Origin of the sequence: Burkholderia cepacia, assembly GCF_001039005.1 — a bacterium.
Classification (GTDB): Bacteria; Pseudomonadota; Gammaproteobacteria; order Burkholderiales; family Burkholderiaceae; genus Burkholderia; species Burkholderia theae.
Genome location: NZ_LDWR01000046.1, coordinates 75,791 through 100,026, shown reverse-complemented (window position 1 = coordinate 100,026; position 24,236 = coordinate 75,791). Strand labels below are relative to the sequence as shown.

The 24,236-nt window shown below is 66.2% G+C and carries 25 protein-coding genes and 4 tRNA genes; 19 read left to right on the top strand and 10 right to left on the bottom strand.

Annotated features, from left to right (window positions below):
* Positions 1-147: 147 nt before the first annotated feature.
* The 6 genes from rnc to nagZ all read left to right on the top strand — a co-directional run bounded on the left by rnc (position 148) and on the right by nagZ (position 5,473).
* Positions 148-1,374 carry a ribonuclease III gene (rnc, locus tag VL15_RS26315; RefSeq protein WP_048249538.1) on the top strand — a complete coding sequence of 409 codons (1,227 nt, stop codon included), beginning with the start codon at positions 148-150 and terminating at the stop codon, positions 1,372-1,374.
* Positions 1,375-1,434: 60 nt separating this feature from the next.
* On the top strand, positions 1,435-2,334 hold the full coding sequence (gene era / locus VL15_RS26310; protein WP_048249536.1) for a GTPase Era: 900 nt from the start codon (positions 1,435-1,437) through the stop codon (positions 2,332-2,334).
* Entirely contained in the window at positions 2,321-3,157 is an 837-nt protein-coding gene (recO, locus tag VL15_RS26305) for a DNA repair protein RecO (RefSeq protein ID WP_048249535.1), read from the top strand. Before era ends, recO begins: the two co-directional genes overlap by 14 nt.
* Complete coding sequence (pdxJ, locus tag VL15_RS26300) at positions 3,154-3,930, top strand: pyridoxine 5'-phosphate synthase (RefSeq protein WP_048249534.1); 777 nt, start codon at positions 3,154-3,156, stop codon at positions 3,928-3,930. Before recO ends, pdxJ begins: the two co-directional genes overlap by 4 nt.
* Before the next feature lie 69 nt (positions 3,931-3,999).
* The gene (gene acpS / locus VL15_RS26295) at positions 4,000-4,428 is read left to right on the top strand and encodes a holo-ACP synthase (protein WP_048249532.1); all 429 of its coding nucleotides are present in this window, start codon (positions 4,000-4,002) and stop codon (positions 4,426-4,428) included.
* A gap of 16 nt (positions 4,429-4,444) precedes the next feature.
* Positions 4,445-5,473, top strand: a complete 1,029-nt coding sequence (nagZ, locus tag VL15_RS26290; RefSeq protein WP_048249531.1) for a beta-N-acetylhexosaminidase — start codon at positions 4,445-4,447, stop codon at positions 5,471-5,473.
* Positions 5,474-5,662: 189 nt separating this feature from the next.
* On the opposite strand, the gene VL15_RS26285 is transcribed toward nagZ, so the two are convergent.
* From VL15_RS26285 to earP, 3 genes are all read right to left on the bottom strand, one after another.
* The gene (locus VL15_RS26285) at positions 5,663-7,048 is read right to left on the bottom strand and encodes a sigma-54-dependent transcriptional regulator (RefSeq protein WP_048249530.1); all 1,386 of its coding nucleotides are present in this window, start codon (positions 7,046-7,048) and stop codon (positions 5,663-5,665) included.
* Positions 7,049-7,316: 268 nt separating this feature from the next.
* Positions 7,317-7,874, bottom strand: coding sequence for an elongation factor P (gene efp / locus VL15_RS26280; protein ID WP_047900193.1), 558 nt, complete (start codon positions 7,872-7,874; stop codon positions 7,317-7,319).
* A 126-nt stretch (positions 7,875-8,000) separates the two neighbouring features.
* The gene (earP, locus tag VL15_RS26275; RefSeq protein WP_048249529.1) at positions 8,001-9,194 is read right to left on the bottom strand and encodes an elongation factor P maturation arginine rhamnosyltransferase EarP; all 1,194 of its coding nucleotides are present in this window, start codon (positions 9,192-9,194) and stop codon (positions 8,001-8,003) included.
* 76 nt (positions 9,195-9,270) lie between these two features.
* On the opposite strand from earP, the gene uvrC reads away from it, so the two are divergent.
* From uvrC to VL15_RS26240, 7 genes are all read left to right on the top strand, one after another.
* The gene (gene uvrC / locus VL15_RS26270; RefSeq protein WP_048249527.1) at positions 9,271-11,313 is read left to right on the top strand and encodes an excinuclease ABC subunit UvrC; all 2,043 of its coding nucleotides are present in this window, start codon (positions 9,271-9,273) and stop codon (positions 11,311-11,313) included.
* A gap of 98 nt (positions 11,314-11,411) precedes the next feature.
* A complete protein-coding gene (gene pgsA / locus VL15_RS26265; protein WP_011544951.1) occupies positions 11,412-11,999 on the top strand; it encodes a CDP-diacylglycerol--glycerol-3-phosphate 3-phosphatidyltransferase in 588 nt (195 codons plus the stop codon).
* Positions 12,000-12,141: 142 nt separating this feature from the next.
* Positions 12,142-12,217 (top strand) — tRNA-Gly (locus tag VL15_RS26260).
* Between the two features lie 52 nt (positions 12,218-12,269).
* Positions 12,270-12,345: transfer RNA gene (locus tag VL15_RS26255), tRNA-Gly, on the top strand.
* A 52-nt stretch (positions 12,346-12,397) separates the two neighbouring features.
* Positions 12,398-12,473: transfer RNA gene (locus VL15_RS26250), tRNA-Gly, on the top strand.
* Between the two features lie 101 nt (positions 12,474-12,574).
* Positions 12,575-12,648 (top strand) — tRNA-Cys (locus tag VL15_RS26245).
* A 362-nt stretch (positions 12,649-13,010) separates the two neighbouring features.
* Positions 13,011-13,994: a hypothetical protein gene (locus VL15_RS26240; protein WP_155420300.1), complete on the top strand. Its 984-nt coding sequence runs from the start codon at positions 13,011-13,013 to the stop codon at positions 13,992-13,994.
* Between the two features lie 115 nt (positions 13,995-14,109).
* Here the strand turns inward: VL15_RS26240 and VL15_RS26235 are convergent, their stop codons facing one another.
* Positions 14,110-14,658, bottom strand: coding sequence for a GNAT family N-acetyltransferase (locus VL15_RS26235; RefSeq protein WP_048249524.1), 549 nt, complete (start codon positions 14,656-14,658; stop codon positions 14,110-14,112).
* Between the two features lie 46 nt (positions 14,659-14,704).
* Positions 14,705-15,328 carry a helix-turn-helix domain-containing protein gene (locus VL15_RS26230; RefSeq protein ID WP_048249523.1) on the bottom strand — a complete coding sequence of 208 codons (624 nt, stop codon included), beginning with the start codon at positions 15,326-15,328 and terminating at the stop codon, positions 14,705-14,707.
* Between the two features lie 148 nt (positions 15,329-15,476).
* On the opposite strand from VL15_RS26230, the gene VL15_RS26225 reads away from it, so the two are divergent.
* Both VL15_RS26225 and map read left to right on the top strand, forming a co-directional pair.
* Positions 15,477-15,713 (top strand): ParD-like family protein, encoded by a 237-nt coding sequence (locus VL15_RS26225; RefSeq protein ID WP_048249522.1) that lies wholly within the window; start codon positions 15,477-15,479, stop codon positions 15,711-15,713.
* Entirely contained in the window at positions 15,713-16,519 is an 807-nt protein-coding gene (gene map / locus VL15_RS26220) for a type I methionyl aminopeptidase (RefSeq protein WP_048249521.1), read from the top strand. Before VL15_RS26225 ends, map begins: the two co-directional genes overlap by 1 nt.
* Positions 16,520-16,659: 140 nt before the next feature.
* Here map and VL15_RS26215 read toward each other — a convergent pair whose 3' ends face one another.
* Positions 16,660-17,163: a GAF domain-containing protein gene (locus VL15_RS26215; RefSeq protein ID WP_048249520.1), complete on the bottom strand. Its 504-nt coding sequence runs from the start codon at positions 17,161-17,163 to the stop codon at positions 16,660-16,662.
* A 120-nt stretch (positions 17,164-17,283) separates the two neighbouring features.
* A complete protein-coding gene (locus tag VL15_RS26210; protein ID WP_048249518.1) occupies positions 17,284-18,201 on the bottom strand; it encodes a LysR family transcriptional regulator in 918 nt (305 codons plus the stop codon).
* Between the two features lie 109 nt (positions 18,202-18,310).
* Between VL15_RS26210 and VL15_RS26205 the strand changes: the two genes are divergently transcribed.
* Together VL15_RS26205 and VL15_RS26200 are read left to right on the top strand one after the other, a co-directional pair.
* Complete coding sequence (locus VL15_RS26205) at positions 18,311-19,177, top strand: pirin family protein (protein ID WP_048249516.1); 867 nt, start codon at positions 18,311-18,313, stop codon at positions 19,175-19,177.
* Positions 19,178-19,300: 123 nt separating this feature from the next.
* Positions 19,301-19,792 carry a GNAT family N-acetyltransferase gene (locus VL15_RS26200; RefSeq protein WP_048249515.1) on the top strand — a complete coding sequence of 164 codons (492 nt, stop codon included), beginning with the start codon at positions 19,301-19,303 and terminating at the stop codon, positions 19,790-19,792.
* Between the two features lie 22 nt (positions 19,793-19,814).
* Here the strand turns inward: VL15_RS26200 and VL15_RS26195 are convergent, their stop codons facing one another.
* From VL15_RS26195 to VL15_RS26185, 3 genes are read right to left on the bottom strand one after another with little or no spacing between them, the layout of a single operon-like run.
* Positions 19,815-20,684 (bottom strand): cytochrome c oxidase assembly protein, encoded by an 870-nt coding sequence (locus VL15_RS26195; protein WP_048249514.1) that lies wholly within the window; start codon positions 20,682-20,684, stop codon positions 19,815-19,817.
* Between the two features lie 10 nt (positions 20,685-20,694).
* On the bottom strand, positions 20,695-21,141 hold the full coding sequence (locus VL15_RS26190; RefSeq protein WP_048249512.1) for a copper chaperone PCu(A)C: 447 nt from the start codon (positions 21,139-21,141) through the stop codon (positions 20,695-20,697).
* 8 nt (positions 21,142-21,149) lie between these two features.
* Positions 21,150-21,785 (bottom strand): SCO family protein, encoded by a 636-nt coding sequence (locus VL15_RS26185; protein WP_048249511.1) that lies wholly within the window; start codon positions 21,783-21,785, stop codon positions 21,150-21,152.
* Positions 21,786-22,066: 281 nt separating this feature from the next.
* On the opposite strand from VL15_RS26185, the gene otsB reads away from it, so the two are divergent.
* Positions 22,067-22,819 carry a trehalose-phosphatase gene (gene otsB / locus VL15_RS26180; protein ID WP_048249509.1) on the top strand — a complete coding sequence of 251 codons (753 nt, stop codon included), beginning with the start codon at positions 22,067-22,069 and terminating at the stop codon, positions 22,817-22,819.
* Entirely contained in the window at positions 22,816-24,195 is a 1,380-nt protein-coding gene (gene otsA, locus VL15_RS26175; protein ID WP_048249508.1) for an alpha,alpha-trehalose-phosphate synthase (UDP-forming), read from the top strand. The genes otsB and otsA overlap by 4 nt, the downstream gene beginning before the upstream one ends.
* The last annotated feature ends 41 nt before the right edge of the window (positions 24,196-24,236 follow it).

Genomic DNA, 24,236 nt, shown 5'->3' with positions numbered 1-24,236 from the left:
TCGATGCACACGCAATACGCGACGCACGGGCCGCGTCGCGTATTGCCGAACTACTTTAAGAACCGGCGGTAACACCGCCTCGTCACGCCTTTTCGCGTCCGGCCGCGCCGTTTCGGCCCGACCGGCGCCCGCGTTATACTCCTGCACATGCCCCTATCCCAGTTGGAAAGCCGGCTGCGCTACGAATTTCGCAATGCGGAATTGTTGCGCCAGGCTTTGACCCATCGCAGTCACAGTGCCACGCACAACGAACGGCTCGAGTTTCTCGGCGACTCCGTTCTGAATTGCGCGGTGGCCGCCCTTTTGTTCCAGCGTTTCAGCAAGCTGGACGAAGGCGACCTGTCGCGCGTACGCGCCAATCTCGTCAAACAGCAGTCGCTGTACGAAATCGCTCAGGCCCTGAATATCGCGGACGGGCTGCGGCTGGGTGAGGGCGAGCTGCGCAGCGGTGGCTTCCGCCGCCCGTCGATCCTTGCGGACGCGTTCGAAGCCATCATCGGGGCCGTGTTCCTCGATGGCGGCTTCGAAGCCGCCCAAGGGGTCATCAAGCGCCTCTACATCCCGATTCTCGACCACATCGATCCGCGCACGCTCGGCAAGGACGCGAAGACGCTGCTGCAGGAGTACCTGCAGGGGCACAAGATCGCACTGCCGACCTACACGGTCGTCGCGACGCATGGTGCAGCGCACAATCAGCAATTCGAAGTCGAATGCACGGTGCCGAAGCTCGACGTGAAGGTATCGGGCTCCGGCGCGAGCCGGCGTGCGGCCGAGCAGGCAGCGGCCAAGAAGGCGCTCGACGAGGTGATGGCGGCCGCGCCGATGCTGGCCGCGAAGCCGAAACGCTCGAAGAATGCGCGCGGGTCGAAGCATGTCGAACCCGAAATCGTGCCTGGCGTGAAGGGCGTGCAGGAAGCGCTCGACCTGCGCTCGCCCGAACGGAAGGAACGTGCGGCGGTGCGCGAGGCCAAGGCGGCCGGTGCGGCGCCCGTGGCAGCCGCTGCGACCGGAGCCGGCATGGAGCCGGCCGCGGCGCCGATGGCCGCGATTCGCGCGGCGCATGTCGAGACGGCTGCGGACAAGGGCGAACGGGCGACGAAGCCGGCAATCGACAAGGTTGCCGACAAGCCGGCCGACCGGCCCGACAAGGGCGCGGAAAAACCCGCGGAAGGCACGCCGCGCGCAACCGACAAGCCGGCGGGCCATGCAGCCGATCCGGCCTCCGCGTCCGCCGACAAGTCGTCCGCTGGTTCCGACCCTGCTTCGCGCGCGACAGCGCGCGCACGCGATGCCGCGGCGCCCGACTCCGAAACGCCGCCGGGTGGCGCGAGCCTCGCTGCCACGCAGGCGCGCGTGGCCGATGCCGACCACTGAATTGCCCATCGATCGTGCCGCGCACCGCGCGGCCGTTTCCGAACCTGTCTCCCAAACGATATGAACACTCCCGCTCCTACCGGTTTCCGTTGCGGCATGATCGCGATCGTGGGCCGCCCGAACGTCGGCAAGTCGACGTTGATGAACGAACTCGTCGGCCAGAAGATCAGCATCACGTCGCGCAAGGCGCAGACGACCCGCCATCGCATCACCGGCATCAATACGTTCGACGACGCGCAGTTCGTGTTCGTCGACACGCCGGGTTTTCAGACCCGTCACAGCACCGCGCTGAACCGTTCGCTGAACCGCGCGGTCACGTCGACGCTGACGTCGGTCGACGTGATCCTGTTCGTGATCGAGGCCGGCCGCTTCGGGCCCGACGATCAGAAGGTGCTCGACCTGATTCCGCCCGGCACGCCGACGTTGCTGATCACGAACAAGATCGATCGCGTCAACGACAAGGCGACGCTGTATCCGTTCATGCAGAAGATGAGCGCGCTGCGCGAATTCGCCGAGCTCGTGCCGCTGTCGGCGCAGCGGCCGGACGACATCAAGCGCCTGCTGGAGACGATCAAGCCGTACCTGCCGGAAGGCGCGCCGATCTACGGCGAAGACGAGCTGACCGACCGCAGCTCGCGTTTCCTCGCGGCCGAGATCCTGCGCGAGAAGGTGTTCCGCTGGACCGGCGACGAACTGCCGTACACGAGCACCGTCGTGATCGACAAGTTCGAGGAGGAAGGGCGCCTGAAGCGCATCTTCGCGACGATCCTCGTCGAGCGCGATTCGCACAAGGCGATGGTGATCGGCAAGAAGGGCGAGAAGCTCAAGCAGATCAGCACCGAAGCGCGGATGGACATGGAAAAGCTGTTCGACGGCCCCGTGTACCTCGAGACCTTCGTGAAGGTGCGGAGCGGCTGGGCCGACAACGAGGCGGGGCTGCGCGCCTATGGGTACGAATGACGCGCTGACGTCGACTGAAGACGCGGTGACGGCCGGCGCGAACGACGCGCCACTGCCGGCACCGCCCGAACCGCCGCGCAAGGCGCGGCGTGCGACGTCTCGCACGTCCGATTTTCGTGTGGCCGAGCAGCCGGCGTACGTGCTGCACAGCTATCCGTACCGGGAAACGAGCCTGATCATCGACGTGCTGACGCGCGATCATGGCCGCCTCGCGCTCGTCGCGAAGGGCGCGAAGCGCCCGCACTCCGCGCTGCGCGGCGTACTGCAGACCTTCCAGCCGCTGCTGCTGTCCTGGTCGGGCAAATCCGAGGTGCGCACGCTGACCGGTGCCGAGTGGGTCGGCGGCATGCTGCCGCTCGGCGGCGACGGCTTGCTGTGCGGCTTCTACGCGAACGAGCTGCTCGTGAAATTCTGCGCGCGCGAGGATCCCCAGCCGCCGCTGTTCAATCATTATGTGCTGACCCTCACGCGCCTCGCGCACGGCGAGCCCGCGGTGCAGGTGCTGCGTTCGTTCGAGCGCGTGCTGCTGCGCGAGACCGGTTATGCGATGGCGCTGAACCGCACGGTCGCGCGCCGTGCGGTCGAGCCCGACCGCCGCTACGTGTTCGATCCCGAGCGCGGTGTGCGCAACGCGGACGACGACGTGCCGTCGCACTGGCCGGTCATCACCGGACAGACGTTGCTCGACATGGAGCAGGACGATTACCATCGAGCCCAGACGGTTGCGCAAAGCAAGACGCTGATGCGCTTCCTGCTGAACACCTATCTCGGCGGCACGCCGCTTGCCACGCGTCAGATCCTGATCGACCTGCAAAACCTATGAGCTTCTTCCTGACAACGCCCACCGCCATCGACCTCGGCGTGAACATCGACCACGTCGCGACGCTGCGCAATGCGCGCGGCACGAGCTATCCCGATCCGATCCGTGCGGCGCTCGCGGCCGAAGAGGCCGGTGCGGACGCGATCACGCTGCACCTGCGCGAGGATCGCCGTCACATCGTCGACGCGGACGTGCGCAAGCTGCGCCCGCTGCTGAAGACGCGCATGAACCTCGAATGCGCGGTAACGGCCGAGATGCTCGACATCGCGTGCGAAGTGCGGCCGCACGACGCGTGTCTCGTGCCCGAGAAGCGCGAGGAACTGACGACCGAAGGCGGCCTCGATGTCGCGGGCCACTTCGAGGCCGTGCGCGCGGCGTGCAAGCAACTCGCCGACGTCGGCGTGCGCGTGTCGCTGTTCATCGACCCGGACGAGACGCAGATCCGTGCCGCGCATGAAGCGGGCGCACCGGTGATCGAGCTGCATACGGGCCGCTATGCCGAGGCGCACGACGAAGCCGAGCAGCAGCGCGAATACGAGCGCATCGTCGCGGGCGTGCAGGCCGGCGCGCAACTCGGCCTGAAGGTCAATGCGGGTCACGGGCTGCACTACACGAACGTGCAGCAGATCGCCGCGATCGACGGCATCGTCGAGCTGAACATCGGCCACGCGATCGTCGCACACGCGATCTTCGCGGGCTGGGACAATGCGGTGCGCGAGATGAAGGCGATCATGGTCGCCGCGCGCGTCGCCGCGTTGCACGGCGGTACGCGCTGAAGATGACATGCCACCGCATGCGTGACGTTCGCAACCCGGCTCCGCTGGGGCGCCCCGGCGCGTACTGACATGGCGATCTACGGCATCGGTACCGACATCGCCCAGGTGAGCCGCATCGCGGCCGTGCTCGAACGCACGGGCGGCCGGTTTGCCGAGAAGGTGCTGGGCCCCGACGAACTGCGCGTGTTTCATGCGCGCCGCGCGCGCTCCGAGGCGCGCGGCATCGCGTTTCTCGCGACGCGCTTTTCCGCGAAGGAAGCGTTCTCGAAGGCGATCGGGCTCGGCATGCACTGGCCGATGACGTGGCGTGCACTGCAGACCCTCAACCATCCGAGCGGCGAGCCGTACGTGGTCGCGTCGGGCGAGCTGGCCGACTGGCTCGCCGCGCGCGGCATCACGGCACGCGTGACGGTCAGCGACGAACGCGATTACGCGGTGTCGTTCGTGATCGCCGAGACGGACGCCGCACCTGCACCTGTTTCCCGAACCCCCTCCTGACGGAATTCCCGATTCGATGAAAACGACTCCCGGCCCGGTCATGCTCGACGTCGTCGGCACGGCCCTGTCGCGCGACGATGCGCGGCGCCTCGCGCATCCGAATACCGGCGGCGTGATCCTGTTCGCGCGGCACTTCCAGAATCGCGCGCAACTGACCGCGCTGACCGACTCGATCCGCGCGGTGCGCGAAGACATCCTGATCGCCGTCGATCACGAAGGCGGGCGCGTGCAGCGGTTTCGCACCGATGGCTTCACGGTGCTGCCCGCGATGCGCCGCCTCGGCGAGCTGTGGGATCGCGACGTGCTGCTTGCGACGAAGGTCGCGACCGCCGTCGGCTATATCCTGGCCGCCGAGCTGCGTGCGTGCGGGGTCGACATGAGCTTCACGCCCGTGCTCGACCTCGACTACGGGCACTCGAAAGTGATCGGCGATCGCGCGTTCCATCGCGACCCGCGCGTCGTCACGCTGCTCGCGAAGAGCCTGAACCACGGGCTGTCGCTCGCCGGCATGGCGAACTGCGGCAAGCATTTTCCGGGGCACGGTTTCGCGGAAGCCGATTCGCACGTCGCGCTGCCGACCGACGATCGCACGCTCGACGCGATCCTCAAGCAGGACGTCGCGCCGTACGACTGGCTCGGCTTGTCGCTGTCCGCGGTGATTCCCGCGCACGTGATCTACACGCAGGTCGACAAGCGGCCGGCCGGTTTCTCGCGCATCTGGCTGCAGGACATCCTGCGCGGGCAGCTCGGCTTCACGGGCGCGATCTTCAGCGACGACCTGTCGATGGAGGCCGCCCGCGAAGGCGGCACGCTCACGCAGGCGGCCGAGGCCGCGCTCGCTGCCGGTTGCGACATGGTGCTTGTCTGCAACCAGCCGGATGCGGCCGAAGTCGTGCTGAACGGGCTGAAAGCGCACGCATCGGCCGAGTCGGCACGGCGCATCAAGCGGATGCGCGCGCGCGGCAAGGCGCTCAAGTGGGACAAGCTGATCACGCAGCCCGAGTATCTGCAGGCGCAGGCGCTGTTGAGCAGCGCACTGGCGTGAGCGGAGAGGGGATGGCGCGCTGAGCGCCATTCCGGCCGCTGAAACAAAAAGCCGCGCAGTTGCGCGGCTTTTTTGCGGGTTGCGGCAGGTGCGAATCGGACGGCAGCGGGAATCAAGCATGCCGGTGCGGCGAGCTTTGACGCAACTAACGGTCAAATCCGATCAGCGCTCGCATTCACCCCCGTTCGCTCAGTTCACCTTCATCCGCTGCAGCTTGTTGTACAGCGTCTTCGGGCTGATGCCGAGCAGCGTCGCCGCGCGGTGGCGCGTGCCGCCGACCGCGTCGAGCGTCGCGCGGATCAGCAGATCCTCGACGTCGGACAGCGGCGTGCCGACCTTGATCTGCACGCTGCTGCCGTTCAGTGCGGCGCCGGCGGAGAAGCTTGCCTCGCCCGCGCGCAGCGTCTCGATGAAGTCGCCCGATGCGTCGTACGCGAAGCGCACGCGCTCTTGCAGCTCGCGCACGTTGCCGGGCCATTCGTAGGACAGGCATTCGCGCACGAAGCCCGGTGCCGCGCGTTTGTCGGTGATGCTGCGGCCGGTTGCGCGTGCTTCGCGGTTCAGTTCGTCGATCTGTGCGTCTGCGATCGCGAGCGCGTCGCCGTCGCGCTCGCGCAGCGGCGGCATCGTGATCGACGCCGCATCGAGGCGCAACCACAGATCCTCGCGCAGCGTGCCGTTCGCGACCGCTTCGCGCGCCGGGCGGCGCGTGGTCGCGATCAGCCGGAAGTCGCTCGTGATCGAACTCGTGCCGCCGATCCGCATGAAGTTCTGCGAATCGAGCGCTTGCAGCAGCGCTTCCTGCAGCACGAGCGGCAGCGCGGTGATTTCGTCGAGGAACAGCGTGCCGCCGCCGGCCTGTTCGAACAGGCCCGATTCGCGTCGCTCGGCGCCGTCGAACGCGCCGCGCTCATGGCCGAACAGCACGCTGTCGAGCGATGCGCCGTGACGGCCGGCTTGCGCGATCATGCGGCAGTCGAACGATACGAACGGCCCCTTGCGGCGCCGGCTCAGCTCGTGCAGCGTACGCGCGGCCAGCTTCTTGCCGGTGCCGGCCTCGCCCGAGAACAGCACGGCCGTTTCGGTGCGCGCGTTGTGCTCGATCATGTCGTACACGTGCTGCATCGCGTCGCTGCGGCCAACCAGCGCGCCGAAGCGGCCGAGATGGCGCAGCGATGCGCGCAGCGACTGCACTTCGTCGATCAGTTCGTACGGGCGGGGAATCCGCGCGAGCAGGCTGCGCAGGCGCGGAATGTTGATCGGCTTCAGCAGGTAATCCCAGATACCGTGACGCAGGCCCTCGATTGCGCTCTCGACCGTCGCGTTACCCGTCAGCACGATAACGGGCAGCGAACCGTTCGGCTGCTGCTGCGGCAGGTGCTGGAGCAGGTCGAACCCGCTGCCGTCCGGCAGGTTCAGGTCGACGAGGACGACATCGGGAATCGAGCGGCCGAGCGCCGTGCGCGCTTCGGCGAGCGACGTGGCCGTGTCGACCGAGAAGCCGTCTGCGGCGAGCAGCGCGGTGAGGCCGGACAGACTGTTGGGATCGTCTTCGACAATCAGGGCGTGGGGCATGGTGGACGCGAGTCGAGTCAAGAGAGGCGGGCTGTCGGCCAACGGGGCCGCAGCCGCATGTCAGATTAAAAACTGATTTTATGCCCCACCGAACGCGTAACGCGCATTATTTCTCCGGCGCTATAAAACAGTTACCGATGATACAAATTGAATATCTTTACCGGTGGATTTTGTGCTCCATATGGCACTGGTTTTCGGTCGCTGTTTGCGACAGGTAAACAAAAAGCGCCCCGAAGGGCGCTTTGTTCGATGCGTGAAACGCTGGCGATTACGCGCGGCTGCGGTATTCGTTCGTACGCGTATCGATTTCGATCTTGTCGCCGGTGTTGCAGAAGAGCGGCACTTGCAGTTCGAAGCCCGTTGCGAGCTTGGCGTTCTTCAGCACCTTGCCCGACGACGTGTCGCCCTTGACGGCCGGTTCCGTGTAGGTGATCTCGCGAACGAGGACCGTCGGCAGGTCGACCGAGATCGCCTTCTCGTTGTAGAACACGACTTCGCACGCCATGCCGTCTTCGAGGTAGTTCAGCGCTTCGCCCATCATTTCGGCTTCGACTTCGTACTGGTTGTAGTCGGCGTCCATGAACACGTACATCGGATCGGCGAAGTACGAATACGTCACTTCCTTGCGGTCGAGCACGACGACGTCGAACTTGTCGTCTGCCTTGTAGACCGATTCCTGGCCTGCGTTGGTCAGCAGGTTCTTCATCTTCATCTTGACGACGGCGGAATTACGGCCCGACTTGTTGTATTCCGCCTTGGCGATGACCCAAGCATCGCTGCCGATCTGCACGACGTTGCCTACGCGGAGTTCCTGTGCGGTCTTCATAAAAACTGTCCTGATCAAATCAAATAAATAGGTGCCTGAGCGTTGCGCAACGGCTGACGGCGCAAGCGGCGCGTTCCGGTGGACGCCAAAAGCGAGCGCTTGCCTGGTCAGCCGTCGGATAACCGCTTATTTTAACTGAGATTTTGCGTATTCGGCCAGCTTTCCGGCGAGATCGCCGACGGCCGCGAGCGTGTCGGCCCAGCGGACCGCGTTGGCGTCCAGGGCGGCACGGTGCTGGCGGAAATCGGCCCAGTCGGGGGTGCCGGCGCCGTTCCATGCATGCCAGAACCGCGCGAGCGCCGCGCGCGGCGCGTCGGCGAGGCCGGCCGACAGGTGCGCGAGCGCGGCGTCGAGCTTCGGCAGGTGCACGTCGTCGGCCTGCGGATAGATGTGCCACACGAACGGCTTGCGCGCCCACTGTGCGCGGACGAACGAATCCTCGCCGCGCACGAAATTGATGTCCGCCACCCACAGCAGCGGATCGTAGTCGGCCTGGGGGACGAATGCGAGGCCATGTGCGACCAGGTTGCCGCTGTGCGCATGCGCGCCCGCGCCGAACGAATCGACCCCGAAAAAGCGCGCGACGGCGGGCGACACGCGGCCGGTCGGCACCAGCGCGACGACCGGTGACGGGCCGTCGCGCCACTGCGCGAGCAGCGCGTCGACGGCGGGATTCTCGTAGGCGAACAGGCTGACGACCGTCGTGCCGGGTGCCGGCGGCGCGCCGCCGGTCGCGCGCTGCCACCATGCGGCGCGTGCGGCCGGGTCGATTTCGAAGGCGGCGCGGCGCGCGTCGAGGTCGTGCTCCTTCGGCACGCCGCCCGTGCCGGCCGACAGGCCCGGGAAGAAGAACGTCTTCAGCAGCGGGTAGCGCGGATGCGGCGATGGCCGCAAATGGAAATCGGCGACCCAGTCCTCGGCGCTCAGGTATTCGAGGTTGATCCACACGGGGCGACGTTCCCGGCGCGCCATCGCCGCGAGATACGCACCGGGCAGCTCGCACGCGAATGCCTCGATCACGACATCGGCGATCTCCAGCGCGTCGCCGACTTCCGCATGCCAGTGCTCGATCACGATCGCATCGACCGTCTGTCGCCCCGCGTCGGGATCGACCCCCGGCAGCAGGCGCGCGAACGTGCGCAGGTCGTCGACGAACAGGCGAACCTGCCAGCCGTGCTCGTGCGCGAGCTGGCGCGCGACACGCCAGCACACGCCGATGTCGCCGAAATTGTCGATCACCGTGCAGAAGAGGTCGCAGGCGATCGGTTCGTTCGGCGCGAGCGGCGCGGTGGAGAGGGGGGCAGCGGAGGTGCGTGGCATCGAAGCGGGCCGGTGAATGCTCTAAACTGGCGATTCTAATAGACCCGTTCCGCGTTACAAGGCGCCCGGATCACGCATGACATCCCCAGAAGCCTCCGATACTCCGTTCGAACCGAAGAAGATCCTTGCGCAGTTGCCGCACATGCCGGGCGTCTATCGTTATTACGACACGGCGGGCGCCGTCCTCTACGTCGGCAAGGCGCGCGATCTGAAGAAGCGCGTGTCGAGCTATTTCACGAAGACGCAGCTGTCGCCGCGCATCGCGATGATGGTCACGCGCATCGCGCGAATCGAGACGACCGTCACGCGCTCGGAGGCCGAGGCACTGCTGCTCGAGAACAACCTGATCAAGGCGCTCGCGCCGCGCTACAACATCCTGTTTCGCGACGACAAGTCGTATCCGTACCTGAAGCTCACCGCGCATCGTTTTCCGCGGATGGCCTACTACCGCGGCTCGGTCGACAAGCAGAACCAGTATTTCGGCCCGTTCCCGAGCGCGTGGGCCGTGCGCGAGAGCATCCAGATCCTGCAGCGCGTGTTCCAGTTGCGCACCTGCGAGGATTCGGTCTTCAACAACCGCACGCGGCCGTGCCTGTTGCACCAGATCGGGCGCTGCACTGCGCCGTGCGTCGGCGCGATCTCCACGGACGACTACGCGATCGACGTGTCGAACGCCGCGCGTTTCCTGCTCGGCCGGCAGTCCGAAGTGATGAAGGAGCTCGAGCAGAAGATGCACGCGTTCGCGGCCGAGCTGAAATTCGAGCAGGCGGCGGCCGTGCGCAACCAGATGAGCTCGCTCGCGACGGTGCTGCACCAGCAGGCGATCGAGGTCGGCGGCGACAGCGACGTCGACATCCTGGCCGTCGTCGCGCAGGGCGGTCGCGTGTGCGTGAATCTCGCGATGGTGCGCGGCGGCCGGCATCTGGGCGACAAGGCGTATTTCCCGACGCACGTCGAAAGCGCGCTGACGCTCGCCGAGGGCGGTCTCGGCGATGAAGGCGAGGTGGCGGAAGCTGCCGACGCGACCGATGCGGCCGCCGGCGTGCTGCCCGACCCGCCTGCCGAAGAAACCGTCGGCGCGCGCGGCGACGCGGCGGCGTCGGTCGAGGCCGAGGTGCTCGACGCATTCATCGCGCAGCACTATCTCGGCAACCGCGTGCCGCCCGTGCTCGTCGTGAGCCATGCGCCCGCGAGCCGCGACCTGCTCGAACTGCTGTCTGAGCAGGCCGGCCACAAGGTGTCGCTGGTGCGGCAGCCGCAGGGGCAGCGGCGCGCGTGGTTGTCGATGGCCGAGCAGAATGCGCAGCTTGCGCTTGCGCGGCTGCTGTCCGAGCAGGGCTCGCAGCAGGCGCGCACGCGCTCGCTCGCGGAGACGCTCAGCTACGAATGCGACGATCTCGCGACGCTGCGGATCGAATGCTTCGACATCAGCCATACGATGGGCGAGGCGACGCAAGCGTCGTGCGTCGTCTACCACCATCACAAGATGCAGTCGGGCGAGTATCGCCGCTACAACATCACGGGCATCACGCCGGGCGACGATTACGCGGCGATGCGGCAAGTGCTCACGCGCCGCTACGAGAAGATGGTCGAGCAGGCCGCGCAGGCGGCCGCCGCCGACGATGCGGCCGGCATCGACGGCGAGTCGACGCGCCAGGCCGAGGCGTCGAGCCTGCTGCCGAACATCGTGCTGATCGACGGCGGCAAGGGTCAGGTCGAAATCGCGCGCCAGGTGTTCACCGAGCTGGGCCTCGACACGTCGATGCTGGTCGGTGTCGCGAAGGGCGAGGGGCGCAAGGTCGGCCTCGAGACGCTCGTGTTCGCGGACGGCCGCACCGCGCTCGAACTCGGCAAGGAAAGCGCCGCGCTGATGCTCGTCGCACAGATTCGCGACGAGGCGCACCGCTTCGCGATCACCGGCATGCGCGCGAAGCGGGCGAAGGCGCGCCAGACGTCGCGGCTCGAGGAACTCGAAGGCGTCGGCGCGAAACGTCGGCAGCGGCTGCTCGCGCGGTTCGGCGGGTTGCGCGGCGTCGTTGCCGCGAGTGTCGAGGAATTGGCGAGCGTCGAGGGCATCTCGCACGCGCTCGCCGAACAGATCTACAAGCAGCTTCACTGACGCGCCCGTGCGGCCGGCAGCCTGGCACGCGTTTTCGCGTTCTTGTGGCAGGCCGGTCGACACGGCACAATTGCGAATCCTCTACTGTCCCGGATGCCATGCCGTTCAATTTCCCGATTTTCCTGACGTGGGTGCGGATCGTGCTGATTCCGCTCGTCGTCGGCGTGTTCTATCTGCCGGACACGGTGATGGGCGGCGCGCACCGCAATCTCGCGGCGGCGGCGATCTTCATCCTCGCCGCGCTGACCGACTGGTTCGACGGGTTTCTCGCACGCAAGTGGAACCAGACGTCGTCGTTCGGCGCATTTCTCGATCCGGTGGCGGACAAGCTGATGGTGACGGCTGCGCTGCTGATCCTCGTGCAGATTTCGCGGGTCGACGCGGCGATCGCGCTCGTGATCGTCGGCCGCGAGATCGCGATCTCGGCGCTGCGCGAGTGGATGGCGCAGATCGGCGCGTCGAAGAGCGTTGCGGTGAACCAGCTCGGCAAGTTCAAGACCGCGTGCCAGATGGTCGCGATTCCGATGCTGCTGTTCTACGGACCGCTGCCGCTCGGCGTCGTGACGATCGACACGCGCGTGTGGGGCGAGTGGCTGATGTATCTCGCGGCGGTGCTGACGATCTGGTCGATGCTGTACTACATGAAGCTTGCGTGGCCGCAGATTCGCGAGCGCGGCGGCGCGTGACCTGTGCCACGTACTCGTCGGCGCAGGTTTTTGGAAAAAGGGCGGGAAAAGCCCTTGACACACGAATGTGCCTTCGACATAATCTCGCTTCTCCGCTGCACGGCGAAGTAAGTGCGACGGGGAAGCAGTAGCGCAGCAATACGCGGGAGTAGCTCAGTTGGTAGAGCGCAACCTTGCCAAGGTTGAGGTCGCGAGTTCGAGACTCGTCTCCCGCTCCAGATTTTTCTGGCAGCGTGTTGGTCGGCAAAGCGCTGCAGATGCAGGACAAATGCGGGAGTAGCTCAGTTGGTAGAGCGCAACCTTGCCAAGGTTGAGGTCGCGAGTTCGAGACTCGTCTCCCGCTCCAGGATTTTTTTGGCAGCGTGTTGGTCGGCAAAGCGCTGCACATGCAGGACAATGCGGGAGTAGCTCAGTTGGTAGAGCGCAACCTTGCCAAGGTTGAGGTCGCGAGTTCGAGACTCGTCTCCCGCTCCAAGTAATGGGGAAGCCAAGCTTCCCTTTTTATTTGATGGACCTACGGTCCTCGAATAAAAAATCTGTCGCTTGCCTTCACGGCATCCGGACAGTCCGCTTTTGGCGCGATAGCAAAGCGGTTATGCAGCGGCCTGCAAAGCCGTTTAGGCCGGTTCGACTCCGGCTCGCGCCTCCAGGTAGGAAGAGAAAAAGCCCCGCTTCGGCGGGGCTTTTCTTTTTTCTGATTCGTTTGTTCTTGGTCGGTACGGCACTGGTGATCGGCGACGTACGCTGCTTTCTTTTGCTTGGGTCTGCTGGTGTCTGACAGGGATGTCCTGCTCATGGCCCTCTTTCAGGGGCTGCGTTGGCTCGGTAGTTTCGGTCACAAACTGGAAAGTCTCTGCCATCTACGCTGGTTTGGGCGCGTGTCGTTGCGCGACGCTGCTGAAATTATCTACAGTGAAGCTTGCGCACAGGACGCGGTTGAACTTTGATAAATCGCCTGACGGCATCCTGAGCTTTCAGGGGCGTCTATTTGAACTATCTCGGCGAGGGGCTATGAAAAAAGCGGTGCTGTATAGAGGTATTCCGGTATTCATGATGGCGATGCTGGCACTCACATGGTGCGTGCTGGCCAAGGCGGGCGGGACAGCGGGTGTTCAGTATTACGGATACGACTGGCTTGACGGTATCAACGGCACATCGGTTGAAACGGCATTGAATGACATCACGACAATGCCGAATACAGGGACCTCCGGTAGCCGCACCAACATGAATGTTGTTCACACCATCGACAGCCTGAATTCAGCCGCCTGTACGAACAAGCGTTGTGCGGTTGGCGTCTCGGCCGGTTCGAATGCAGTCTGGCTCGACATCTGTCCGGACCGGACGTCGAACTCCGATTGCACAGGTGCGAACTCGTGGTCGAACATCTGGAATATCGTTAACCGGATCGCGCATGCCGCGAACGCACCGGCCGCGATCTATTTCATCGACGAGCCGTTCAATAACTCGGCGCTGCAAAGTAACGGGCAGTATGTCGCCTGGCAGTATCCAAGCTACGTTTGTACGCTCCGACAGGCAATGGCGGCGAACAATCTCAACGTGCCGGTATACACGATCTTGACCACGTCGAGTGCAGCAAACCCGGCAGACATTAACGAGATTCGAACGCAAATGCCGGTTACTGGTTGTGCGACGCCGACCAGTAGCCGGCTTGACTGGGTTGGAATCGACAACTACACCTGGACAAGTTCGGATCAGATTTACAACGCGTACAACAATGTCGCGCCGGCCACAGACCCACAATCGCCGAAGTGGATCATCGTGCCACCCACTTCGCTGACGGTACTGCCGTCGCCGCCGACGGACGCTGCTATCAAGAACCATATTCAGCCATATTGGGACGTATTATTTGCCTATCCCAACGCACCAATCATCGGGGTCATGAATTTTCGGTTCGATCCGGAGGTGATCGCGACGTCGAAGTATCCCGCTACCGCGGCACTACTATCGTTTATGGGCAATAGCCTGACGAAGTGATGGCTTTCTTCGGACGTTGCGGGATGCAGAAGAGAAAAAGCCCCGCCTTCGGCGGGGCTTTTCTTTTTTCTGCGTCGCGTCGCGTGCCGCCGCGCATGCTACGGCGCGCAGGCGCTCAGCCATCCACCGGCTGCGCCGGCGTCTCGAGCTTCAATTGATAGAACGCCGCATCGAGCCAGCGGCCGAACTTGAATCCCGCCTCCGTGATCGTGCCCGAGTGCACAAATCCCAGTTTCGTATGCAGTGCGATGCTTCCGGCATTGGTCGCATCGATACAGCCCACCACGACATGTACCTGCGCTTCGCGCGCGCGCCGCACCACTTCGCGCAGCAGCAACTCGCCGAGTCCGCGACCGCGCTGGTCGGGATGCACGTAGACGCTGTGCTCCACCGTGTACTTGAACGCCGGAAACGCACGGAACGTGCCCCAGCTCGCAAAGCCGAGCAGCGTGCCTGACGCGTCGACTGCGCCGATGACCGGAAAGCCGCCCGCGCGCTTCGTTGCGAACCACGTGACCATCGCTTCCGGCGGCCGCGGCCGGTAGTCGTACAGTGCGGTCGAATTCACGATCGCGTCGTTCAGGATCTCGAGGATGGCCGCGGCATGCTCGGTCTCGCTGCAATCGATCAGGCGCACGTCGTCGCGCTGTTTCGGGGAATTCATGGGAGCTCCTGTGGGTTTTGAACGGATCGCGCAAACGGTGAGCGCATCACGCGCTTCGCACGCCGGTCGCGGTGGACGCATCGCAAATCACGACGACATAGCGCGCGACGTGCGGCGACGGATTGCTGAAAACCAGCGGCCGGTCGAGCCGCATGGCCAGACAGTCGCCTTCGTGAAGTTCGTGAAGCTCGTCGCCGAACGTGACGTCGATACGGCCGCTGACGATCCACACCTGCTGATGCAGCGCGCTTTCGCGTCCGCCGCTGTCGTACGCGACGCGTGCACCGGGCGGGAAGTCGACCTCGACGAGCTGGATCGGCGACGGCCAGCCGGGCGGGGAAAGATTACGCCGCACATAACCGGATGCCGGATCGCGCCATTCGGCCTGCTGCGCGCGCCGTGCGAGCGGCTGCGCGGGCGTGTCGTCGCGATCGCCGCCGAACAGTCCGGCCAGCGACACGCCGAGTCCGGCCGCGAGCTTGTCGAGCACGACCGCCGTCGGGCTGGCCGACGCGCGTTCGATGAGCGAGATCATCGAACGGCTGACGCCGGAACGCGCGGCCAGCGCATCGAGCGTGTAGCCTCGCAGGGTGCGCAGGTCGCGCACGCGCCGGGCAATGCGCTCGTTGATGCCGGTGTCGTCGGCAGGAGTGGTCACTGGTTCTTGCATGATGGATTGATTTTCCAGCAAACTGGAATTTGATGTCAACGGCATTTACCGTGGTCGGATAAGGGTTCGACGGGATCCGAACGACTTGCCCGACAGTCACGTGCAGCGTAATATACGATGTGACTACGTTTCGTTTAATTGGGGGTATATGGGCATCATCAAGATTTCCGAGCACATGCACGAACGGCTGCGCTCGACGAGCACGGCGCTGAGCCGTTCGATCAACGCGCAGGCCGAACACTGGCTGCGTGTCGGCATGCTGGCGGAACTCAATCCGGCGCTGTCCTATGGCGAGATCTGCCGGATGCTGATCGAGGCCGAAGCACGGGGCGGTGAAGTGGCGCCGGTGGAGCCGGTCGCGCACGGCATCGAGCAGGTGGCGTGATGGCGAAGCGCGAAATCCCGATCCGTGGCGCTGCAGAAATCGCCAAGTCGCGCGAAGCCGCGAAGCTCGCGTCGCAGGTGCTGACGATGATCACCGAGCATGTGAAGCCGGGCGTCACCACCGACGAGCTGGACGCGCGCTGCCGCGAATACATCGTCGACGTGCTCGGCGCGATCCCGGCGAACATCGGCTACCACGGCTATCCGAAGACGCTGTGCACGTCGGTCAACCACGTGGTCTGTCACGGCATTCCGACGTCGCGGCCGATGCGCGACGGCGACATCGTGAACCTCGATATCGCGGTGATCAAGGACGGCTGGTACGGCGATACGAGCCGCATGTATTTCGTCGGCGAACCGGGCGAGCTCGCGCGGCGCCTCGTCGCGGCGACCTATGAGGCGATGCACGCGGGCATCCGCGCGGTTCGTCCGGGCGCGACGCTGGGCGACGTCGGTTATGCGATCCAGCAGGTCGCGCATCGCGAAGGGTTCAGCGTGGTGCGCGAGTACTGCGGGCACGGCATCGGCGATGTTTATCACGACGAGCCGCAGGTGCTGCACTACGGGCGCCCGGGCACCGGCGTGCCGCTGCGGCCGGGGATGATCTTCACGATCGAGCCGATGCTCAACGCGGGCAAGCGCGACACGCGCGTGCTGGCGGACGGCTGGACGGTCGTCACGAAGGACCATTCGCTGTCCGCGCAATGGGAGCATATGGTCGTGGTGACGGAGCAGGGCTTCGAGGTGCTGACCGAGGACGCGAAGCCGCAGGCATTCGCGGCGCTTTCCGGCACGCACGCGGCCTGACGCGTGCAGTGCGCCGCACACGGCGGCGCAATGGATCGGGCCCCGTCGCGGGGCCCGTTTCGTTGGAGGTCGCGCGAGTGCGCTTCACGCGCGATCGCGGCGACCGGCCGCGGGGCGATCAACCGCGGCGTAACGGCGGCTTAACCGCGCGCCTTCTGCCACGCGTGTTCGACGAACACGCGGCACAGCGCTTCCATGCCTTGGCGGTCTTCGTCGTCGAAGCGCGCGGCGACCGGGCTGTCGACGTCCCACACGCCGATCAGCGTGCCGTCGGCGACCACCAGCGGCACGACGATTTCCGATTCCGATGCCGCGTCGCACGCGATATGGCCGGGGAAGTCATGCACGTCGCGCACGACCTGCGTCTCGCGCGTTTGCGCGGCCGTGCCGCACACGCCCTTGCCGAGCGCGATCCGCACGCACGCGGGCTTGCCCTGGAACGGCCCGACCACGAGTTCCGACCCGTCGAAGAAGTAAAAGCCGGCCCAGTTGAGGCGGTCGAGCGAGTGGTAGACGAGCGCGGCGAAATTCGCCGCGTTCGCGATCAGGTCGCGTTCGGATTCGACCAGCGCGCGCGCCTGCTCGACGAGCGTCGCGTATTGATCGGCCTTGGAGGCGTTGGGGTCGTTGGACAGCGTGAACATGGCGGGAAAGCGATAGGGGGTTGTGAACATGCACGATGCGCAAAATGCGCGATGCGCGTACCGCAGTCTACGGCACGCGCGCGCGGTCTGCAGCGCCCGGTTGCGCATGACGCAGCGCGCTCAATCGGGTTCGAGTTCGGCAAATCGCTCCGCAAGAAAATCGAGCAGTGCCCGCACTGCGGGCAGCAGCCCTCGGCGCGACGCGAACACCGCATGCACGATCTCGCGGCGCGGCGCCCAGTCCGGCAGCACGGTCGTCAGTTCGCCGCGCGCGACTTCGTCGCGCACCATCATCGTCGGCAACTGCACGACGCCGACACCCGCGACCGCCGCCGCGCGCAGCGCGAGCATGCCGCCCGTCACGAAGCGCGGCTGGTGATGGATTTCCGCGTGAGCGCCGTCGGGCCCGCGCAGCCGCCACACGTGCGTGGACTGCGGCACGCCGTGATCGAGGCTCGGCAGGCGCGCGAGATCGGCGGGAACGGCCGGCGCGCCCTGCTCGCGCAGCAGCGCGGGGCTCGCGACGAGGCATTGGCCGCGCTCGGCCAGCACGCGCAGCGCGAGATCGCTGTCTTCGAGCGGCGGCGGGCGTACGCGGATCGCGACGTCGATCCCTTCGCCGACCACGTCGACGCGCCGGTTGGTCGCTTCCAGATGAATCTCGACGCGCGGGCACGCGGCCATGAACGCGGCGATCATCGTGCCGACCAGCGAATCGAGCAGCACGACCGGGCAACTGACGCGCACGATGCCGCGCGGCTCCTCGTGGAGCAGCGCGATCGCCTCGTCGGCGGCATCGGCCTCGACGAGCATCGCGCGGCAATGCGCGTAGTACGTCTGGCCGACGTCGGTGACCGTGAAGCGGCGCGTCGATCGCTGGATCAGCCGCATCCCGAGCCGTTCCTCGAGCAGCGCGACGCGGCGGCTCAGCTTCGATTTCGGCATGTCCAGCGCGCGCCCCGCCGGGGCGAAGCCGCCGTGCTCGACGACCTGCACGAAGTAGTAGAGATCGTTCAGATCCCGCTCTTTATCGTTCATGAAATGGAACGCTGAGTGCGATTTTGGCAGTCTACCGGATCGATCGTTCCATCTCTATATTCCTACTCAGGATGCGAAACACGTGTTTCGCCGCAATTTGGAGAGGGCAATGAAGAAGATCCAGGGTGTGTACAGTGCGCCGCGCGGCCATTGGGTCGGCGACGGTTTCCCGGTGCGTTCGATGTTCAGCTACCAGTCTCACGGCACGCATCTGAGCCCGTTCCTGCTGCTCGACTACGCGGGCCCCGCGACGTTCGAGCCGGCTTCGGCGCCGCGCGGTGTCGGCCAGCATCCGCACCGCGGGTTCGAAACGGTGACGATCGTCTATGACGGCGAGGTCGCGCACCGCGACTCGACCGGCGCGGGCGGCACGATCGGCCCGGGCGACGTGCAGTGGATGACGGCCGCGAGCGGGATCCTGCATGAGGAATTTCACTCGGAGGCGTTCACGAAGCGCGGCGGCCCGCTCGAGATGGTGCAGTTGTGGGTGAACCTGCCCGCCGCGGACAAGATGGGCGCACCCGGCTACCAGACGCTGCTGAACGCGGACATCCCCGTGGTCGAGTTGCCGGACGGTGCGGGGCGTGCGCGGATCATCGCGGGCGAACTCGACGGGCGGCGCGGCCCGGCCCGCACGCACACGCCGATCGACGTGTGGGACGTGCGGCTCGTGGCAGGCGGCCATGCGCGGTTCCCGGTCGCCGAAGGGCGCACGCTCGCGGTGGTCGTGCTGAGCGGCACGGTGCAGGTGAACGGCGAGACGGTCGCCCGCGAAGCGCAGTTCGTGCAACTGGCCCGCGACGGCCGCGACGTCGAGATCGAAGCGAACGGCGACGCGAAGCTGCTGATCCTGAGCGGCGAGCCGATCGACGAGCCTGTCGTCGGTTACGGGCCGTTCGTGATGAACTCGCAAGCGGAGATCCGTACCGCGATCGAGGATTTCAACAGCGGCCGCTTCGGCCAGATGCCGGCATGACGGACAGCCCCGCGCAATGCGGGGCTTTTTTGCGCGCGGGCGGGCGGTCGCCTGCTGTGGGTGCTTCGAGGCATAATCAACGGTTGCCGCGCGCCGGCCGGCGCGCCCGAATCAGGACCGCACATGAACGCATCCGCACCCGCCGCATCCCCGAGCGCCGACGATCTCGACTGGCGCTGGAAATCCTTCGACGCGCTGACGGCGCACGAAATCTATTCGATCCTCGAAGCGCGCAGCGCCGTGTTCGTCGTCGAGCAGAACTGCGTGTATCGCGACATCGACGACGCGGACCAGGCCGCGTGGCACCTGGCCGCGTTCGATCCGGCGGGCCGCCTGGCCGGCTATCTGCGCGTGCTGTTGCCCGATGCGCAGCACACCGACGTGCGCATCGGCCGTGTGCTGACGACTGCCGCGTTTCGCGGCGCGGGCCTCGGCAACGGGCTGCTGTCGCGCGCGCTCGAGCATATCCGCGCGCAGTGGCCGGATACGCCCGTGAGCCTGCATGCGCAGGCCCACTTGCAGCGTTTTTACGGGGCATTCGGCTTCGCGCCGAGTTCGGACGTCCACGACGAGGACGGCATCCCGCACGTGTGGATGAGCAGCGCGCGCGCGTGATTGTCCACGCGCCGCGCCGCAGTCAGTGCGCGGCGTGCGCCACCGGCGGCTTGTCCGCGCGCTGCACGGTCCGTTCGTCGATCAGGCGCCCGCGTGCGGACAACCTCAGCCAGTGCCGCAGCGCGATCAGCGCGCCGATCACGCTCATCATCGAGCCCGGAATCCACAGCAGCAGGCCGCCGATCTGCTGGTCGCGCAGCGGGCTCAGCCACGTGAAGGCGCGGCCGCAGATCGAGTAGATCGGATACAACTCGTGCGGCGTGAAGAAGATCAGCGCGCCGAGCGCGATCTGCGGCGGGATCGCCGCGACGACGATCAGGATCCGGCGGCCCGGCGACAGCCGCGCGGGCGGCGCCGGCCGCGGATCGACGACGAGCCACCAGAACAGCAGCCCGTCGATCACCATGCTCCAGTTCATCACGCGATAGAGGCGCCAGTCGAGCATCGCGATGAAGTGGATCGGCGACAGCAGCCAGAAATAGATCAGCCCGACGAACAGCACGACCGCGACGACGGGATGGAACACCACGTTGAGCGTCGCGCGCACGGGCGCCCACGCGAGCGCGGGGCGCACGAAGCGTTGCCGCCAGCGAAACGGGATGCCCGCGCGAATCGCCGCGCCCGGATAGGACAGCGCGATGAAGAACGGCCCGAGGTGGTGCAGCACGAGGTGCTGCGCGCGGTGCATGAAGAACTCGTGCTCGAAGAAATAGTCGAGCCGCGTATGCAGCGCAATGTAAAGCGCCGTCAGCCCGAACCAGAACGAGAACTGCCGCAGCGGCGACACCTTCGCTTTCTTCACGCCGCGCGCGAACAGCACGGCGGCCGTCAGCACCGCGATGACGACGGTCGGCGACGGTTCCCACGGATCGAGCCAGTACAGGAGGTTCATCGCGCGCGCATCACTTCGCCTGGGCCGGCGATTTCACGGCAAACGGTGCATCGACGGTTTCGCCGTCGGAGAATTTCAGGCGCAGGTGCACGGTATCGCCGGGCTTGATCGCGTGCTTCGGCTCCTCGAGCATGAAGTGATAGCCGCCCGGTGCGATGTCGACCTTGCCGCGCGCGGGGATCGTCAGCTTGTCGACCATTTCCATCTTCTGCGTCGAGCCGTTCGAGACGGTTTGGTGCAGCATCGCCATCCCGTAGTCGGGGCTGTCGACGTCGACGAGATCGACCGGCTTGTCGCTGGTGTTCACGAGTGTCACATAGCCGCCCGCGGGCAGCTTGTTCGGCAGCCAGCGCACCCACGCGTTCTGCGCGGTGATCGCGCCGGCGGCATAGGCGTGGGCGCCGGCGCACAGCGCGGCGAGGAGGGCGAACGTCTTGAGTGTCGTCTTCGTCTTCATGTCGGAATTCAGGTCGTGGAGGCGGTGTCGATGATCCGGCGCACATCGGCGGCGATGGCGTCGGGCGAGTCGCGGTCGGTCGCGAGCAGGCGTGCGCGGCCGGTCGCGTCGAAGATGTAGACGGCCGAGCTGTGCGTGACTTCGTAGCCGCCGGACGGATCGCGTTTTTCCATCTGGTACGCGACGCGATAGCGTTTCGCGAGCGATTCGATCTGGCGGTCGGTGCCGGTCAGGCCGCGCGCATGCGCGGCGTCGAACGCGGCGACATACGACTGCATCGCCTGCGGCGTGTCGCGTGCGGGATCGACCGAAACGAACAGGATGCGTACGTCGTTCGCCTGCGGGCCGAGCTTCGCCAGCACTTCCATCAGCCGCGCCATCGTTTCGGGGCAGACATCGGGGCAGTGCGTGTAGCCGAAGTAGACGAGCGAGATGCGGCCGTGGAACGCATCGGCGTCGACCGGATGGCCGTCGTCGCCGGTCAGCGTGAACGACAGGTCGGGCAGATGGCCGGTGACGTTGGTCAGGTTCCAGCGCGGCTCGTCGTGCGTGCACGCGGCGAGCGTCACGGCGGCGGCCAAGGCAGCCGCCGTGCGGATGAAGCGGGACAGGCGCCGGTGCGGCGCGGGACAGGCAGACGACATCCAGGGGCTCGATCGGACGGAAGGGGACCGGCCGGCGCGGCGCCATGCGTCGCGCGGCAGGCGGTTGCGACTGTAGCGCAATTCGCTCGCCCGCGTCCTTTCGAAACCCGTACGGCGCGGGCGAGCGGGGCAATATGTCGCAGTTGACGCGGCTCGCGGCGCGAGGCTTGCGACGCACCGGTTTCGCCCATTTCGATGCGCAGGCACGGTAAGATGCGCACAATTCCATTCGCGCAGCGGCGGCCCTGCCTTTACCGGCCGACCCTCAGACTATCGAATCGATGCAATCCGTTCCGGCTTCCCTGTCCCTGACCGATACCGCGTTCTTCTTCGACTTCGACGGCACGCTCGTCGAACTGGCGCCGACGCCCGACAGCATTCACGTTCCGCCGTCGCTGCTGGCGTTGCTCGACGCGTTGCGGCGCCGCTCCCACGGCGCGGTCGCGATCGTGTCCGGGCGCGGTATCGACAACCTCGACACGTTCCTGAAGATGCCCGACCTGCCGATCGCCGGCCTGCACGGCGCGGAGCGCCGCGACGCGAACGGCGACACGCAGCGCATCGGCTTCAACGACGAACGTCTGCTGCGCATCGAGCGCGAGCTGGCGGGGGTCGTCGACCGTTATCCGGGCATGCTGCTCGAAATCAAGGGCGCGGCCGTCGCGCTGCACTACCGCAACGCGCCCGAGCGCGAGGCGGCAGCACGCGAAGCGGCCGAGCGCCTCGTCGCCGACTATGCCGATGCGTATGTGCTGCAGCCCGGCAAGATGGTGTTCGAGATCAAGCCGAAGGGCGTCGACAAGGGGCGCGCGCTGGCTGCGTTCCTCAACGAACCGCCGTTCGCGGGCCGCATGCCGCTGTTCGCGGGCGACGACCTGACCGACGAGAAGGGCTTCGCGGTGGTCAACGCGCGCGGCGGCCTGTCGATCAAGGTCGGCGCGGGCGAGACGTCCGCCCGCACGCGGCTCGAGTCGGTCGACGCGCTGCACGAGCAGATCGCGCGCTGGCTCGGCACGGGGCAGCCTGACGCATGAGCCGGCTCATCATCGTTTCAAACCGCGTCGCACCGATTTCAGAAGGCGAACCGGCGGCGGGCGGCCTCGCGATCGGCGTCTACGACGCACTGAAGGAGACGGGCGGCATGTGGTTCGGCTGGAGCGGCGAGGTCGTCGCATCCGGCGCGCCGCAGATCCGCATCGAGGAGCGCGGGCCGGTGACGTTCGCGACCGTCGGCCTGTCGCGCCGCGATTACGACCAGTACTACCGCGGGTTCTCGAACGCGACGCTGTGGCCCGCGTTCCATTACCGTGCGGACCTGATCCAGTACGACCGCCACGAATTCGACGGCTACCGCCGCGTCAACGTCTGGCTGGCGCAGCAGCTCGTGCCGCTGCTGCAGGACGACGACGTGATCTGGGTGCACGACTATCACCTGATCCCGTTCGCACGCGCGCTGCGCGAGGCCGGCGTGAAGAACCGCATCGGCTTCTTCCTGCATATTCCGTTTCCGGCCGCGCAGGTGCTCGTCAACGTGCCGCCGCACCGCGAGCTCGTCGAGTCGCTGTGCGCGTTCGACCTGCTCGGTTTCCAGACCGAGCCCGACTTGCGCGCGTTCTGCGATTACGTCGAATTCGAGGCGGGCGGCGAGGTCGAGCGCGACGGGCACACGGTGCGCGTGCGCGCGTTCGGCCAGACGCTGCGCGCGGCTGCCTACCCGATCGGCGTGTATCCGGACGAGATCGCGTCGCTCGCGCAGGCGGGCGAGCATGGCAAGGCCGTGCGCACGCTCGCGACGTCGCTGCGCGGGCGGCAACTGATCATGAGCGTCGACCGGCTCGATTATTCGAAGGGGCTTGTCGAGCGCTTTCGCGCGTTCGAGAAGCTGCTCGAGCACCAGGCGTCGATCCGCAACCGCGTGTCGTTCCTGCAGATCGCGCCGTCGACGCGCGCGGACCTGCGCGCGTACCAGGACATCCGCCTGCAGCTCGAAGCGGAGTCGGGGCGCATCAACGGGCGCTACGCCGAACTCGACTGGGCGCCGATCCTCTACATTCACCGCCAGTACGACCGCCAGGTGCTGGCCGCGCTGTACCGGCTCGCACGGGTCGGCTTCGTGACGCCGCTGCGCGACGGGATGAACCTCGTCGCGAAGGAGTATGTGTCCGCGCAGAATCCGGACGATCCGGGCGTGCTCGTCCTGTCGCGCTTCGCGGGCGCCGCGCGGGAGCTGACGGGCGCGCTGATCGTCAATCCGATCGATATCGACGGGATGGCCGATGCGCTATCGCAGGCGCTGACGATGCCGCTCGCCGAGCGGCGTGCGCGTTATGCGGACATGATCGCGCAGCTTCGCGAGAACAACGTGTCGGTGTGGCGCGACAACTTCCTGCGCGATCTGCAACACGCGTAGCCCGCGGGCTGCTCCCGGTGCAATAAAAAAGCCGCAGTGCA